The 14,303-nt window shown below is 53.9% G+C and carries 13 protein-coding genes; 6 read left to right on the forward strand and 7 right to left on the reverse strand.

The genetic code is table 11. The features are described 5' to 3' along the window. The first annotated feature begins 1 nt into the window (after position 1). On the forward strand, positions 2 to 736 hold the full coding sequence (locus MHH82_RS03135; RefSeq protein WP_009591339.1) for an ABC transporter permease: 735 nt from the start codon (positions 2 to 4) through the stop codon (positions 734 to 736). Positions 737 to 855: 119 nt separating this feature from the next. Here the strand turns inward: MHH82_RS03135 and MHH82_RS03140 are convergent, their stop codons facing one another. From MHH82_RS03140 to MHH82_RS03160, 5 genes are all read right to left on the reverse strand, one after another. Then, a complete protein-coding gene (locus MHH82_RS03140; RefSeq protein ID WP_340963189.1) occupies positions 856 to 1,695 on the reverse strand; it encodes a Gfo/Idh/MocA family protein in 840 nt (279 codons plus the stop codon). A gap of 33 nt (positions 1,696 to 1,728) precedes the next feature. Next, positions 1,729 to 2,811 carry a Gfo/Idh/MocA family protein gene (locus MHH82_RS03145; RefSeq protein WP_009591335.1) on the reverse strand — a complete coding sequence of 361 codons (1,083 nt, stop codon included), beginning with the start codon at positions 2,809 to 2,811 and terminating at the stop codon, positions 1,729 to 1,731. 150 nt (positions 2,812 to 2,961) lie between these two features. Beyond that, positions 2,962 to 3,909 (reverse strand): AraC family transcriptional regulator, encoded by a 948-nt coding sequence (locus MHH82_RS03150; RefSeq protein WP_012818813.1) that lies wholly within the window; start codon positions 3,907 to 3,909, stop codon positions 2,962 to 2,964. 278 nt (positions 3,910 to 4,187) lie between these two features. Then, positions 4,188 to 4,772 (reverse strand): TetR/AcrR family transcriptional regulator, encoded by a 585-nt coding sequence (locus MHH82_RS03155; RefSeq protein ID WP_009591341.1) that lies wholly within the window; start codon positions 4,770 to 4,772, stop codon positions 4,188 to 4,190. 7 nt (positions 4,773 to 4,779) lie between these two features. Next, the gene (locus MHH82_RS03160; RefSeq protein ID WP_251502123.1) at positions 4,780 to 5,529 is read right to left on the reverse strand and encodes an alpha/beta fold hydrolase; all 750 of its coding nucleotides are present in this window, start codon (positions 5,527 to 5,529) and stop codon (positions 4,780 to 4,782) included. Between the two features lie 221 nt (positions 5,530 to 5,750). On the opposite strand from MHH82_RS03160, the gene MHH82_RS03165 reads away from it, so the two are divergent. The 3 genes from MHH82_RS03165 (at position 5,751) to MHH82_RS03175 (ending at position 10,034) form a co-directional block, all read left to right on the forward strand. Further along, positions 5,751 to 7,730, forward strand: a complete 1,980-nt coding sequence (locus tag MHH82_RS03165; RefSeq protein WP_340963196.1) for a peptidase U32 family protein — start codon at positions 5,751 to 5,753, stop codon at positions 7,728 to 7,730. Between the two features lie 109 nt (positions 7,731 to 7,839). Continuing rightward, a complete protein-coding gene (locus tag MHH82_RS03170; RefSeq protein WP_036664636.1) occupies positions 7,840 to 9,138 on the forward strand; it encodes an aspartate aminotransferase family protein in 1,299 nt (432 codons plus the stop codon). Between the two features lie 20 nt (positions 9,139 to 9,158). After that, a complete protein-coding gene (locus MHH82_RS03175) occupies positions 9,159 to 10,034 on the forward strand; it encodes a UbiA-like polyprenyltransferase (protein ID WP_340963201.1) in 876 nt (291 codons plus the stop codon). A 66-nt stretch (positions 10,035 to 10,100) separates the two neighbouring features. On the opposite strand, the gene MHH82_RS03180 is transcribed toward MHH82_RS03175, so the two are convergent. Beyond that, the gene (locus MHH82_RS03180) at positions 10,101 to 11,849 is read right to left on the reverse strand and encodes an alpha-glycosidase (RefSeq protein ID WP_340963204.1); all 1,749 of its coding nucleotides are present in this window, start codon (positions 11,847 to 11,849) and stop codon (positions 10,101 to 10,103) included. A 342-nt stretch (positions 11,850 to 12,191) separates the two neighbouring features. Between MHH82_RS03180 and MHH82_RS03185 the strand changes: the two genes are divergently transcribed. Continuing rightward, positions 12,192 to 12,452, forward strand: a complete 261-nt coding sequence (locus MHH82_RS03185; RefSeq protein WP_012818820.1) for a metal-sensitive transcriptional regulator — start codon at positions 12,192 to 12,194, stop codon at positions 12,450 to 12,452. A gap of 96 nt (positions 12,453 to 12,548) precedes the next feature. After that, positions 12,549 to 13,562 (forward strand): NADP-dependent oxidoreductase, encoded by a 1,014-nt coding sequence (locus tag MHH82_RS03190; RefSeq protein ID WP_340963208.1) that lies wholly within the window; start codon positions 12,549 to 12,551, stop codon positions 13,560 to 13,562. 170 nt (positions 13,563 to 13,732) lie between these two features. Here the strand turns inward: MHH82_RS03190 and MHH82_RS03195 are convergent, their stop codons facing one another. Beyond that, positions 13,733 to 14,224: a cytochrome c biogenesis protein CcdC gene (locus MHH82_RS03195; protein ID WP_009595968.1), complete on the reverse strand. Its 492-nt coding sequence runs from the start codon at positions 14,222 to 14,224 to the stop codon at positions 13,733 to 13,735. Positions 14,225 to 14,303: the final 79 nt, after the last annotated feature.

Raw genomic sequence — 14,303 nt, forward strand, 5'->3', positions numbered from 1 at the left:
GATGGCATCCTATCTAAGAGCGGTATCCGCAGAGTGGCTTAAGCTGTCGAAATCGAAGCTGTGGCCGCAAATCTTCCTGTGCGCGGTCCTGGTCATGCTGCTCGGCATATTAAACGGAAAGCCTGAGGAGCTGGCGCCATGGGAATATCTGATCAGCATTATGATCATTCTGCATGCCATGCTGCTGCTCCCGATTCTGACGGGGATATTCAGTGCCATGGTATGCCGGTATGAGCATTCGGGCGGGGGATGGAAGCAGCTGCTTGTCCTGCCGGTTTCACGCGGCGCCGTCTATTTTGCGAAATTCTCGGTGGTAGCCATGCTGCTGGCCGTCGTGCAGTTACTGTTCATGGGCGCCGTGCTGGGAGCCGGGTTGATCCACAAGGTGGATGCTCCGATTCCGTGGGAAATGCTGCTGCGTTGCCTGCTTGGCGGTTGGGTTGCCTGCTTGCCGCTTGCCGCGCTGCAGCTTGGGGTTTCAACGGCCTGGAGCAGCTTTGCCGCTCCGCTGGCATTGAACGTCGTATTTACCATACCGAACATGCTGGTAGCCAACTCGCAGACGTATGCTCCTTACTATCCGTGGACGCAGCCGTTTCTTGCGATGATGCCGGCGGGTCAAGCCGATTTCGGCGCATTCAACCTGCCGTTCGAAAGCCTCATGACCGTCGTGGTAGGAGGGTTTCTACTATTCTTTCTCGCGGGATTCGTCTATTTTCAGCGGAAAGAAGTGTAACTCTTCAGAACGGGATCTCCGGCTGGCGTGTTACGTGAAAAAGAGCTGCCCCGGGCCCTTACGGCCTGTTGGAGCAGCTCTTTTTATATATTCCTATGTGTAACGAACCCTTGGTATTGCTATTGAGGCAAATCCACCCACACATAAGGGGTGTCAGCCGCCTTCAATCCATACTCGATTATCGTGATGACGGCGACCGTTTCTGCCGGGTTGACGGCAGGCTCGCCCGTTTCGAAGAAATTCACCAGATTCTCGATGAACAAGGCGAAGAAATTCGAATTCGCGGTGACCTGCTTGAAGCCCCCGTCGCCATTTTTTATCCCCAAAGTAAACGGACAATTATCCCCGAGATGATTCACGGTGGCTTGCTGTCCGTTCCCGAAATCGATCAGCAGGGCAGGGGAGTCAGGCGTTCCGATGTACATCACCCGCTTCGGGCTGGTCCCCATCAGGCTGACGATCGGCTCGATTTGATGGATCGAATAATTGGCGAAGGCGCCCGGTCCCCAACTGCTGATCGTTTGAATATCGCTTCGGTCCAGCTCACGGTATTCGCTGGCAAAACGCAGGGCGGACGTCGAATACATCGGCGTTCCGTGCTTTGCCGCCAGGTCGAACAGGCGGATGGCCGTTTCGCGGTCAGGGGCGAACGTTTTATCGATATAGGTCGGCTTGCCGGATTGCAGCGGCAGCTGGGACAGCTCCTCATGGAATTCCGGATTGTCCGGGGAAAGCACGATCAGGTAATCGCTGCGCTCCACCACCTCTTCGATCGTGGGCAGCAGCTCAATTCCAAACTCCTTGCTCCAGGCGGCGTTCGTGAGCCCGTTCTCTTTGTCTTTCTTGCCGTAGGCGTACATGACCTTCATGGCATGTTCCGATGCCTGCTCAATCCACCCGGGATATTTGTTCGCGTGGAACTGGTCCAAATGCAGGTCGATGAATCCGATTTTTTTCATGATAAAGGGCCTCCCTGGCGTTCGAACTATAGGTTATAGGCTGTTCTGGGCAACGGGCTGCAGCGAAACCTCCGCGCCTTGGTCGGACGAGTCGTAAATCGCCTGGATGATCTGGGAGGAAAGGATGACCGTATCGATATGCGAAGGCTGTTTCTCCCCGGTTTGAATGCAGCGGATGAACCCGTCGATCTCATTCTGGAACATGCTGCCGAGATTGAATTTCGGCGTGGTTTCGATCAATGCGCCGTCCTCCGTGGTGTAGAAGGTGAAGTCCGCGCCGTATTTCAGCCGGATGCCGCCTTTGTCGCCGAGGAAGTCGATGAACATTTCTTCGGCGCCGATATTTTGCGCCCATGCGCCGTTCAGGGAAATGGTCGGGCCTTCCGTGCGGACGAGGGCCGTGACAAAATCGTCGACGTCATACGTGCCGTCATATTTCGGCGGACCTGCCCACATTTTGAGGAAGGTGTAATTCTCCATGTCTTTGCCCAGCTTGCAATAAGCCTGACCGGAGACGGTCTTCGGCTTCGGATCGCCCGTACAGTACATCACGACATCGAGGAAGTGAACGCCCCAATCGATCAGCGCGCCGCCACCGGCAATGGCTTTGGTCGTGAAGGCGCCGCCGAGACCCGGGATCGAGCGGTGGGAACGGAAGCTGGCATAAACGTGATACAGCTCGCCAAGATCGCCGTTTTGAATCATTTTTCTGATTCTGTTTACGCTTTCATTGTAACGGTTGACCACCCCGATATTGAGCGTTTTGCCCGTTTCGTGCTGAACCTTCTGCATCTCCAGCGCTTCCGCGTAGGTGCGGGCTGCCGGTTTTTCGCATAATACATGCTTTCCTGCCCGCAAGCAATCGATGGCGATGGAAGCATGAACGTCATTCGGCGTACAGATCGATACCGCGTCGACCTCAGGGTCGTTCAGGATCTGGTTGTAATCTTCGATGGCTTGGCCGCATTCGTATTTGGCGACGGCGGCATCGGCCCGGTCCTTCAAGATATCGCAGAAATATTTGATCTCGGCATCTTCGTTGGCCATGTAGGCGGGGATATGGGCACTGTTCGCAATCGTGCCGCAGCCAATCACGGCAATTGTAATTTTGTTCATCGGTTCTCCTCCAAAATCGTGGATTGATGATGCAGTGATGACATGAGCCTGTCGCATGCTTCTTCGTTATTGCTTGCCCCGAGTATAGCATGTGAGCGATCGCTTCGATTTCACTATCGTGTTTATTTATTGGATTATCGTACCGAGGCGCTAGTCCACGGTTTTAAAAGCGTTCTTTTTATAGTAAGCGGGAGTCGTTCCCGTGTATTTCTTGAAAATGCGGCAGAAGTAGGGAAGCTCGTTAAACCCGACCTTGAAGCACACGTCGGTTACCGTCAGCTCGGGCTCCGTCAGCAGCCGCATCGCCATTCGTATCCGGTAGTTGGCCAAGTACTGGCTGAAGGTCCAGCCTGTCACTTCCTTGAAACGTCGGCAAAAGCTCGTCCGGGACATCATCGTCCGCGCGCAGAGATCCTCCAGCCACAGGGGCTGATCGAAGTGGTCGTGGATATATTGAACGGATTCCAATATGGGCTCCCGATACGGGGCGCTGCCCGCGGTTACCGATATATGCTTGCTTTGCTCGGCATGCTCGCGGTTCACGATCGCCAGCAGCTTCAGCAGATTGGCCTTCAGCAGAATATCGAAGAAGGGGCCCCGGCCTCCGAACTCGTTCAGCATTTCAGTCAGGAGTTCCTTAACGACTAGGTCACTGCCGCCGGTCAAGGTGATTTTGAGCGGGACGCGGTCTTCGGTCGTGACAAAAGGCTTGATGAAGGAAAGGTCGAACAGCTGCGGCTCGTCCGGCATCCCCTCCAATCGTTCGTTAATGAAGGCCGGCATGAATTCGCACCCGAGCACCTCCAGTTCTTTCCCGGGGACCATCTCCACGCGATGGACGCTGTAAGGAGGGAGCACGAATATATTGCCCTGGACCATCCGGTATTTTTGGCCATAGAGCGTATGGATGAATTCGCCTTTGCTGACATACCAGATTTGAAGATAGTCATGCATATGATCGGATAAACTCCCGAACTTCTCGGTAATGCGGTACATTTTGCAGGGCAGGCCATTCGCCATCTCCAGCTCCGACGTAAAGTAGGCGATTCCTCTTCGGGTGCATTCGGCGATATCCGGTTCCAGCCAGTGAATAGCCATCGTTTCTTTCCTCCTCGTACGTTTCGATCCTGTTATTCATAGCATAACTGATTAAGGACATGAAGGAAGAGAAAAAGTTGAAAAAAGTGAGCTGTTTATGGGCATTCTGTCCATGATCAAAGTGATGAGGAGTGCCGGGGTAAGAGGACGGCAAGAGGAACGTTAGACAGTACGAAGAAAGTGGAGCATTATAAATATCCATCAGTATGCATGGAGAACGTGTAGCGTAAAGAGCCGAGGTATCCTGAAACACAGGATTAACCTCGGCTCTTTTGGCGTTACGGGCAAAACTCCTTCAGCATCTGCTCCTTCACTTCTTCAATGGGGAAGTGCAGGGGATAGGTGGATATCATCAGCATGATGCCCTGAAGGGTAGAAGAAAAGTACAAGGAGCGCTTGCGCGGCTCGGGTACTCCGAGACTTTCGAATATGCGGCATTGAATCTCAAATTGCCGTGCAGCCTCTTCCACAAGACGCTTGCTGTAGGGAAACAGCTCTTGATCCGCTTCGGGCTGTGTTTGAAGATGCAAGTAAAAACGGAATACTTCCGGCTGCTGATAGACGTTGTCGATGGCTTGCTCCAAAATATATTTCAGCTGATCCGCAGGTGCTTGGAGTGAAGCGGAATTCTCCATAACTTCGGCAACGCTTGCGATTCGCTCCTCGACCATAGCGGCAAGCAGTCCTTCCTTGCCTGAAAAATAATTATAGAGCAGCCCTTTGGATGTGCCGGCTTTCTTGGCTACATCGCTAATGGAAGTGGCATGGTACCCCTGATGGATAAACAAATCCATGGCGGTTTCCAAAATCTTCTCTTTCGCCATCTGGCGAATGCGTTCGTTCTCGCTGGGTGAGCGTGGCATGAAATCTTCATTCCTTTACGAATGGGGTGATATGAAGGGATAACTCCTCCGGATGCGTTAGCGTGACCATGTGATCCGCTCCCGCGATGGTGGCAAATCGAATGCCCGGAACCCTTCGAAATTGTTCTCCTACCTGCTGGTTATCGGTCAGTTCATGATCTCCTATGATGAACAGCGTTCTGGCCGAGATATCCTGTAATCGGTCCATCGCCGGCGGCTCCGGCCAAACCGAGTCAAAGGTGGACCAGGTAAACGTCCGCTCGAAATGGTGGCGAAGCATTTGGACCATCAGCTCCCGCTCGGCGCGGTTCCTTGTAATTTCATAAGAAGGCGGCTCAATGCACAGCTCGATCATTTTCTCGATATCAGGGGCAGCGGCGCTTACCCCGAGCATGTAGGTTTGCATTTCCTGAGAATAAGGAAAACCGGACAGGGCGGGCGCTATGACAATCAGTTCCGATACCCTTTCAGGATAATGGATCGCGAACTCCGTGGCAATCCGGCCGCCCATAGAATGACCGACAATCGCAGCTTGCGAAATATCCAGATGATCAAGAAGAGATAACAAATCTTCAACATAATTCGGCGGCTGAGCGGGAGAGGGAGAGCGTCCGGCTCCGCGACCGTCAAAGGCAATGACGCAAAAATGCTCCGCTAAAAGAGGGACAAGATAACTCCAGTCCCGCAGATCGGCTCCACCGCTGTGAACAAGGACGATAGGCTTACCGTTTCCATGAACTTCATAGTGCAGATCCAATAGAATACCTCCATTCGATTATCAATGATGTGCAGCGCTTGATGAACATTATTTTATTATTGAATGAACGTTTGGTCAATAGAAAATCGACTCGTATCTTGATTTGCCTTTCAAAGCTGGCATCCTACTGTGAATATCACTGTGAATTAATTCACTAATCTTATTTGTGAATTATGTTACAATCGAAAAAAATATATTTTTGGGAGTAGGGGGAACGGACTGTGGCTCGTTATTTTAACGGTAAAGAAGTGGAACTGTTGGCTCCAGCCGGAACATTCGAGATATTCAAGACCGTCATTGACGCAAACTGCGATGCCGTATATTTCGGGGGGCCATCGCTGAACATGCGCATGATGCGCAAGGGATACAACTTAAGTTATGAGGAGGTCGGCGAGGCCGTCCAATTGGCGCATGACCGCGGGAAACGTGCCTACATTACAGTGAACAACCTGATGAATGAAGAGGACTTGGAGGAAGCGAAGCGCTACTTCGCCTTTCTGAACGAGATCGGCCCGGATGCCATTATCGCGCAGGACCTGGCCGTGTTTCCCCTGATCCAAGAGATGAATTACACGAATATTCCGGTTCACTCCTCGGTCATGATGAACGTGCACAACCTGGAAATGATCGAAGCGCTCAAAGCATTGGGCGTTTCCCGCATCGTGGCTTCCCGCGAAATGGACCTGAAAACGGCAGAGGTGCTGCAGGCCAGGAGCGGGATGGAGTTCGAATATTTTGTGCACGGCGACATGTGCACGGTTCACGGGGCCAACTGCCTGTACAGCTCGATGCTGTTCGGCAACAGCTCCAACCGCGGGCGCTGCATGAAGCCTTGCCGCTGGGATTACCGGGTGAAGAAGGACGGCTATCTCTATCCGACCGAGTATCCGCTCGCGGCGAAGGATATGTACATGTACGAGAGCATTCCTGAGCTGATCAAGTCCGGCATCACCAGCTTCAAAATTGAAGGACGCATGAGAGACACCGAGTTTTTGCTGATGGTCGTGAATTCGTACGGAGACGCCATCGATCGTTATATTGCGGATCCGCTGGGCTACAATCGCGAGGCGGGGGCGGACATGCTGCATAAACATCGCAAGCGCGATTTCACGACGGCTTATGCCTTCGGCAAGCCGGGACTGGGCTTCATTAATCGCCGCTATGAGGGAACAGGCAAGTTTTACAGTACGGGGAAGGTGTTCAGTACGCCTACCGCCGAACGCGAGACGAAGGAGGAACGGGTGCTCCAGGTGAAGGAATCGCTTCGCCATGCGAAGCGGGAACGGCCGGACACGTCGATTCCGCAAATTACGGTGCATGTCAACACGGTAGAGCAGGCCCGTGCGGCATTAGAAGAAGGAGCAGGCGTCATTTACCTGACGGGGGACGTATTCCAGCCGGATCGTCCGTTTAGCCGCAAAGACATCGAAGCCTTGACGGCGGATAAAGGGGACGCGGAGATCGTCCTTGGCATGCCCCGCATGATGAATGAGCTTCAGATGGAGCAGTACCATCAGTTTCTCAGCGCAGGCATGGAGTTTAACCATTATGGTCTGGACGGCCTGCTTGCAACCAACATCGGTGCCATGCACAAGTTTCAATCCATCGGGCTGCCGCTGATCGCCGATTTCAGCCTGAACATCTACAACCATATGGCGGCTTCGTTTTATCAGGACCATTTTGGCATATCCCGAATCAATCCGTCCCTTGAGCTTCAGCTCCATGATTTGACGAAAATGCTGCGCCATCCGGAGATTCCCCTCGAGATCATCGTTCACGGCTCGCCAATCGTCATGTATCTGGAGCATGATTTATACGCCAATGCCGCAGAGTTCGAGCCCATAGCGGAAGAGGACAACCGTTTCGTGGATAACCGCCATCTCGTGCTGCTTACGGATAAAGGGGAGAACCCCGTTTACCGGGACGCCGCAGGGCGCAACCACTTGGCGCTGGCGAAGGAGCTGTGCTACATGCCGATCCTGAAGGAGCTGTATGAAGCCGGCGTCCATCATTTCCGCATCGAAGGAAAAACGTATACGACCGAGCAGCTTCGCAGCCTGGTGCGGTTATATCGTCAAGCTGCGTCGAACCTGGATGCATGCGGCAGGCTGTATCAAAGCATGGCACCGGTATACGCCGGGTTCACGCTCGGTTCGCTCCAGTTCGGCCATTCCCTGGAACTTGAGCTGACGGAAGCATGAGATCCCTTAGAGACGGGGCAGGAAGATGATCCGATGCGAGGCACCGTTTTCCTCAGTCTCTATCACGGAACATGGAAAAACGGAAATAATCGAAAGAGGGGGAGCATCCATGAAACATGATGGCCATAACCATATCGGTCCGGAAGCCGTCGCTGCCAAGCGCCGGCGGTACGGCTATCCTTGCACGGCGCATTTCTACAGCGAACCGCCCCAGATCGTCGGCGGCAAGATGCATACGCTTTACGGCCATGACGGCAAAGCTTATGTCGACTTCTTCACGGGCGTGTCGGTCGTTGCCTGCGGCCATTGCAATGAAGCCATTACGGCGAGAACGATCGAACAGCTGCAGACGCTGCAGCATACGTCAACCATTTACCTTACCCAGCCGATGGTGGACCTGGCGGAGCGGTTGGCGAACGGCGTTTTGCCCGGCAACTTAAAGCGAACGTTCTTTGTGAACAGCGGCTCCGAGGCGAATGAAGGCGCGCTGCTCGCCGCGCGTCTGCACACGAAACGCCGCAGCTTCCTGGCGCTGGAATACGGCCTTCATGGGCGCACCTTCCTGACCATGAACGTGACCGGCATCCCGATGTGGCGTGCCGACGATTTCCTGGATGAAGACGTGGCTGCGTTTATTCCACGACCTTATGATCCTGGCATGGATCAGGATGCCGCTGCCCGCCGCTCCCTGGACGCCTTGGCGAGCGTGCTCGCTGCGAAGGGAGACAGCTTTGCTGCCATGATCGTAGAGCCGATCCAAGGCAACGGGGGAATGATCGCGCCGCCGGATTGGTATTTCCGCGAGCTGAAGGCGATGCTGGAGGAGCACGGCATTCTCCTGATTGCCGACGAAATCCAGACAGGCTGCGGCCGCACCGGACGCATGTTCGCGATCGAGCATTACGGCATCGTGCCCGATATTCTCACCATGGCGAAGGCCTTGGGCAATGGCGTGCCGATCGGCGCGTTCTGCACGACGGATGAGATCGCCGCCAGTCTGAATCGGCCTTCGGCTTCGACCTTTGGCGGCAATCCGGTGTCATCGGCGACGGCGCTTGCCGTATTGGATTACATCGAGCAGGAAGGCTTGGTCGAACGTTCTCTGCGCGTTGGCGGGCGGCTCATCGAAGGCTTGAGGGAGCTGCAGGGCCGGTACGAGCTTATCGCTGATGTCCGAGGCAAAGGGTTTATGGCCGGAGCCGAAATCCGGGGTGCGACCGACGAGGAGAGCGCAGCATGGACGGATATTATTCTGGAGCGCATGAAGGATGAAGGCTTTATTATCGGCAAAAATGGGGTGGGCCGAAACGTGCTGGCCTTTCAGCCCGCCATGATCATCCCGGAGGAAGAGATCGAAGCGATGCTCCGTGCCTTGGATAAGGTGCTGGCAGGGTTATCCCAAACATAAACGAATGAGGTTGGATCCGGATGCAGATGATGTATAAAGTCGTTCATAAGACCAAAATGTTCGGAGAACTGGTGATGTTCTCCCACACGCTGTTCTCGCTGCCCTTTGCGATCATCTCCATGGTCTGGGCCGCCGGCGGCGTGCCGTCATGGCATGTCATGCTGTGGTCGTTGATTGCGCTGGTGGCCGCCCGCAACGGGGCCAATGCCTTCAATCGCGTCGTCGATTTGAAGTTCGACGCGGCCAACCCGAGAACGGCGGACCGCCATATGCCAAGAAAGCTTCTGCTGCCTCGCGAGGTGTACGTATTTGTGGTCGTTAACTTTGCCATCTTTATTCTTGCGGCAGGCATGCTGAATCCGCTCTGCTTGGGGCTATCACCGGCAGCGATTGTGCTGATCTGCACGTACTCGTACACCAAGCGCTTCACCTGGCTGTGCCATCTGTACCTGGGCTTTACGATCGCTTCGGCTCCGATCGGGGCATGGTTTGCCGTAACGGGGCAGTTGGCCTTCATTCCGTTTATTATCGGTACCGTCGTGATGTTGTGGATTGCTGGATTTGATATCATCTACGCCACGCAGGATATCGAATTCGATCGCAGCACCGGCTTGTGGAGCATTCCCCGCGCGTTTGGATTAGAAGGCGGACTGCTCATATCCAGAATGCTGCACGGAATTATGGTCATGCTGCTGTTTTCCCTTTACTTTATCCAAGGTTTGGGCTGGCTCTACTTGACGGGGATTGCCATCTCGGTGCTGCTGCTGGCCGTGGAGCACCGCATCATCAAGCCTTCCAGCCGCAGGCGGATGCAGCTTGCTTCCTACAATCTGAACCAGGTGATTAGTCTGACGATTCTGCTGTTTACTTTGGCGGATCAGTTTTTGCTCGGATAAAAAAGACTCCCTTCGACTGCCGGCCCGCATACTCGGGCTCGATGGCATTCAAAGGGAGTTTCATGTTTATTGCCCGGCTTTCAAGATCGCAAAGCCGTAAGCAGGCAGCTTCACGGTCAGCTGGCCTTGCTTCGCGCTAAGGCCTTCATCGTTCCACAGGTTCGTCCACTGGCGGTCCAGCACAGGGATTGTCATCGTGTTGCCCGCCTTGTCGTTGTTGACGGCAATGAGGATCGTTTCATTGTCGTCCTCGCGCAGGTAAGCGATTTTGCCCCCGTTCTTCTCGGCCTTCAAAAATTTGAAGGTTCCCGTGCGAAGAGCGGAATGCTCCTTGCGGAGCTTAATGAGCGTTTGGTAGAAATGGAAGAGGTCTTTGTCGTGTTTCGACTCGTCCCACTCCATGCATTTGCGGCAGCCCGGATCGTGCCCGCCGTCCATGCCGATTTCGTCGCCGTAATAGATGCAAGGCGTGCCGAAGTACGTGAATTGGAACATGGCGGCCAGTTTCATCAGGCGTTTGTCGCCGTTCGCCTGCGTTAACAGTCTTGCGGTGTCATGGCTGTCCAGCAGGTTGAACATCACTTCGCTGGCCTGTCTTGGATAGCCGGCAAGCTGCTTGCCGAGCATGAACGAGAACTTCTCGGCATCGGCGGTACGGTTGATGAAGAAATCCAGTACGGCATTCGTGAACGGGTAGTTCATGACGGCGTCGAACTGGTCGCCTTCCAGCCAGATGGAGGATTCATGCCACACTTCGCCAAGGATGTAAGCATCCGGGTTGGCTTTTTTCACGACTTGGCGGAATTCGCGCCAGAAGCTGTGTCCAACCTCGTTCGCTACATCCAGGCGCCAGCCGTCGATGCCCGTTTCCTTGATCCAGTACTCCGCAGCCTTGAGCAGATAAGCCCGAACTTCCGGATTCTCCGTATTCAGCTTCGGCATCAGCGGCTCGAACGCAAACGTGTCGTAAGTCGGAATGCCGTCCACCACTTCCAGCGGCAAGGAGCGAACGTAGAACCAATCCTTGTATTTGGAGTTCAAACCGTTCTTCTGCACGTCGACGAACGGGGCAAACGTTCTGCCGGAATGATTGAAGACCGCATCCAGCAGGACGCGGATTCCGCGCGCGTGGCACAGATCGACGAGTTTCTTCAGCGTGTCCTTGTCGCCGAACTGCGGATCGATTTCCATATAGTCTTCGGTATCGTATTTATGGTTCGTCGTTGCCGTGAACAGCGGCGTGAAATAAATCGCGTTGACGCCGAGCTCGCTTAAATGGTCGAGATGGTCGATCACCCCTTGGAGGTCACCGCCGAAGAAGTTCTTCGGCGTCGGTTCGGCACTGCCCCAAGGCAAGGCGCCTTCCGGGTCATTGCTCGTGTCCCCGTTCGCGAAGCGTTCCGGAAAGATTTGATAGAAAATCGCGTCTTTGACCCATGCCGGCGGATGAAAAACGTCATCCGGATTGATGAACGGGTATTCGAACAAGCGGTCCGGATTGGCCGGCGGCTCCGTCAGGAAGTCATATTCGGTCATCCAGCGCTTCTCGTCGCCCTGCTGCAGCAGGAAGCCGTATTTCAAGCGGCGGTATGGAGGAGTTGCCTCACACTCCCAATAGTCGAACATTTCATCCGAGGACAGCTTGGTCATCGGAATGTACTCCATCGTTTGATCCCACAGGTACTTGTCGCCTGCAAGGGCGTACACTTCGGTAAGGTCGTCCTTTTTGGTGCGGATTCTGAGATGGATGGTCGTGCCGTTATAAGCGTAGGACCAGTTTTTGCGCGGGCGGTGATAGATGGCTTCCAGAAACATCGATAATTCCTCCTTAATTAGTAAAATAAAAAAAGGCACAGCCAGGACTATGAATAGCCGAGGTTGTACCTTTGTAAGATAACATTGCCTTTAAATTATGAGATTTGAATCTGGTTGCTTATGAATTCATTAGCTGATTAAAAATATACCACGCGCTCTGAGCGTATTCAAGCCCTAAGTACAAGCGGCAGATCTCCATGCTGCATCGAAGCCGGAACGACCAGGTTCTCAGCGAGATCTTGCCGGGAGGGGCAGTCAAGAGGAAAGAGGCGGCGTTTGTTGTATAATAAAGGGATAAGGGCAAGCCTGACAAGCAGATACGCAATGAGGAGGACAACATATATGCAATACGACGATCAGATGAAAAACCGGATCAAGCGGATTGAAGGACAGCTTCGCGGCATTTTGAAGATGATGGAGGAAAACAAGGACTGCAGGGAGGTCATCACGCAATTATCCGCTTCGCGTACGGCAATCGACCGGACCATTGGCGTTGTCGTAAGCTCCAATCTGGTGGACTGCGTGCGCAAGGCCGAAGCGAACGGCGAGGATACGGAGAAGCTTGTGCAGGATGCCGTTAATTTGCTCGTAAAGAGCAGGTAGGGGATGAAGGACGGGCGTGGCAAAGGCTAGGAAATTGGTAAACGGACAAAATGGGTAAAGATAAGATGACGGTTATACTAAAAGGAGGGTACTCAGATGTCCGTGAATGAACGAATTATACTAGCCAAGCGGCCGCAAGGCATGCCGGAGGAGTCGGATTTTACGTTTGAGGAGCAGCCTTTGCCCGTACCTCAAGCCGGAGAAGTCCTTGTACGGACCGTATACTTATCGGTGGACCCGTATATGAGGGGCAGAATGAGCGATGCCAAGAGTTATGCCAAGCCATATGAGGTAGGGCAGGTTATCGCCGGAGGCGCAGTAGGGCAGGTCATGGAATCGACGGATCCGACCTATCGGGAGGGCGATTTTGTTGCAGGCACCTGGGGCTGGCAGCGCTTTGCCGCCGTACGCACCGGGACGCTGCGCAAGGTCAACCCGGATCTGGCACCCGTCTCGACCGCGCTGGGCGTGTTGGGGATGACCGGTTTGACGGCTTATTTCGGACTCCTGGATATCGGTCAGCCGAAGGAAGGGGAGACGGTAGTTGTATCGGGCGCCGCTGGCGCCGTTGGCATGATTGTCGGGCAGATTGCCAAGATCAAGGGAGCCCGGGTGGTCGGTATTGCCGGTTCTGACGAAAAGACCGGATACCTGACCGGGAAGCTCGGCTTTGACGTTGCGATCAATTACCGGACCGAAGATGTGGCTTCGGCTTTGGCGGAAGCTTGTCCGGACGGGGTTGACGTCTATTTTGACAATGTTGGCGGCGAGGTGTCGGATGCGGTTCTGCGCCTGATCAACAAAAATGCGCGGATCCCGATTTGCGGCCAAATCGCGCTCTATAACCTGGAGAAGCCGGATACGGGCCCAAGAATCCAGAGCCTGCTGCTGACCAATACGGCACTAATGAAGGGCTTTCTGGTCGGCGATTACGCCAGCAGGTACAATGAGGCGCTGCAGGAGCTGGCCGAATGGCTAAGGGATGGCAAGATTCAGTACACCGAGAATATCGTCAACGGATTCGACAAGACGATTGAGGCGTTTCTGGGGCTGTTTTCCGGAGAAAATCTCGGGAAACAGCTGGTGAAGGTAAGCGAAGAACAAAGCTGATCCTTTGACATACAAAGAATAAAAGAGTGTCGATTTCACGACTTCGCAAGTCTCCTCGGAGGGAGCTTTGCGGACGGGAGGGCAATTGCCTCCCGGATGGCGTGAGCATCGGCACTCTTCTTTTTGCGCTTAACTAAGTTTCATGACTGGTTTACGATGGAACATGTCCGCTATATCGCCGCCTCCGGCGTCATGAACTGCTGATACTGGCGGTACATCGAAATGCGCCAATGGACAATCATGCCGTAAGCGAGCATGAAGAACAGCGCCGCGGTCTGCGGGATGGAAATATGCTGTTCAATATATCCATGGAGCAGGAGCCTGACGGCCAGCAGGCCAAGCAGAATATACACGAAGCTTTTCGATCTCTGCATGAAGATCTGGCCGTCGACCTTCTCGAATTTGGTGCTGCGGATCAGTGGGTACGAGAAGATGAACCAGCCTACCAAAAAGGCGATTCCCGCCCACCATAAGGGGATGCGTACCTGCGGCTCAACGAACATCAGGAATCCGGTGCTCATCGCTACGGGAGGGATGATAATCTTCTTGACGGTTACGGGACGGTTGCTCGCTTTCATTCGAATGAAAATAACGGCCAGCGCCATAACCAGCATCGCGATCGTAGAGCCTATCTGAAGAATTGGGGAATCGAAATTAACCACAATTCAGACCTCTTTCCATAAATAAAATGACATCACAATGTGCTGCCTTATGATTATAGCACATTCTGATGCCAGGCAA

The sequence above is a fragment of the Bacillus sp. FSL K6-6540 genome (assembly GCF_038007545.1).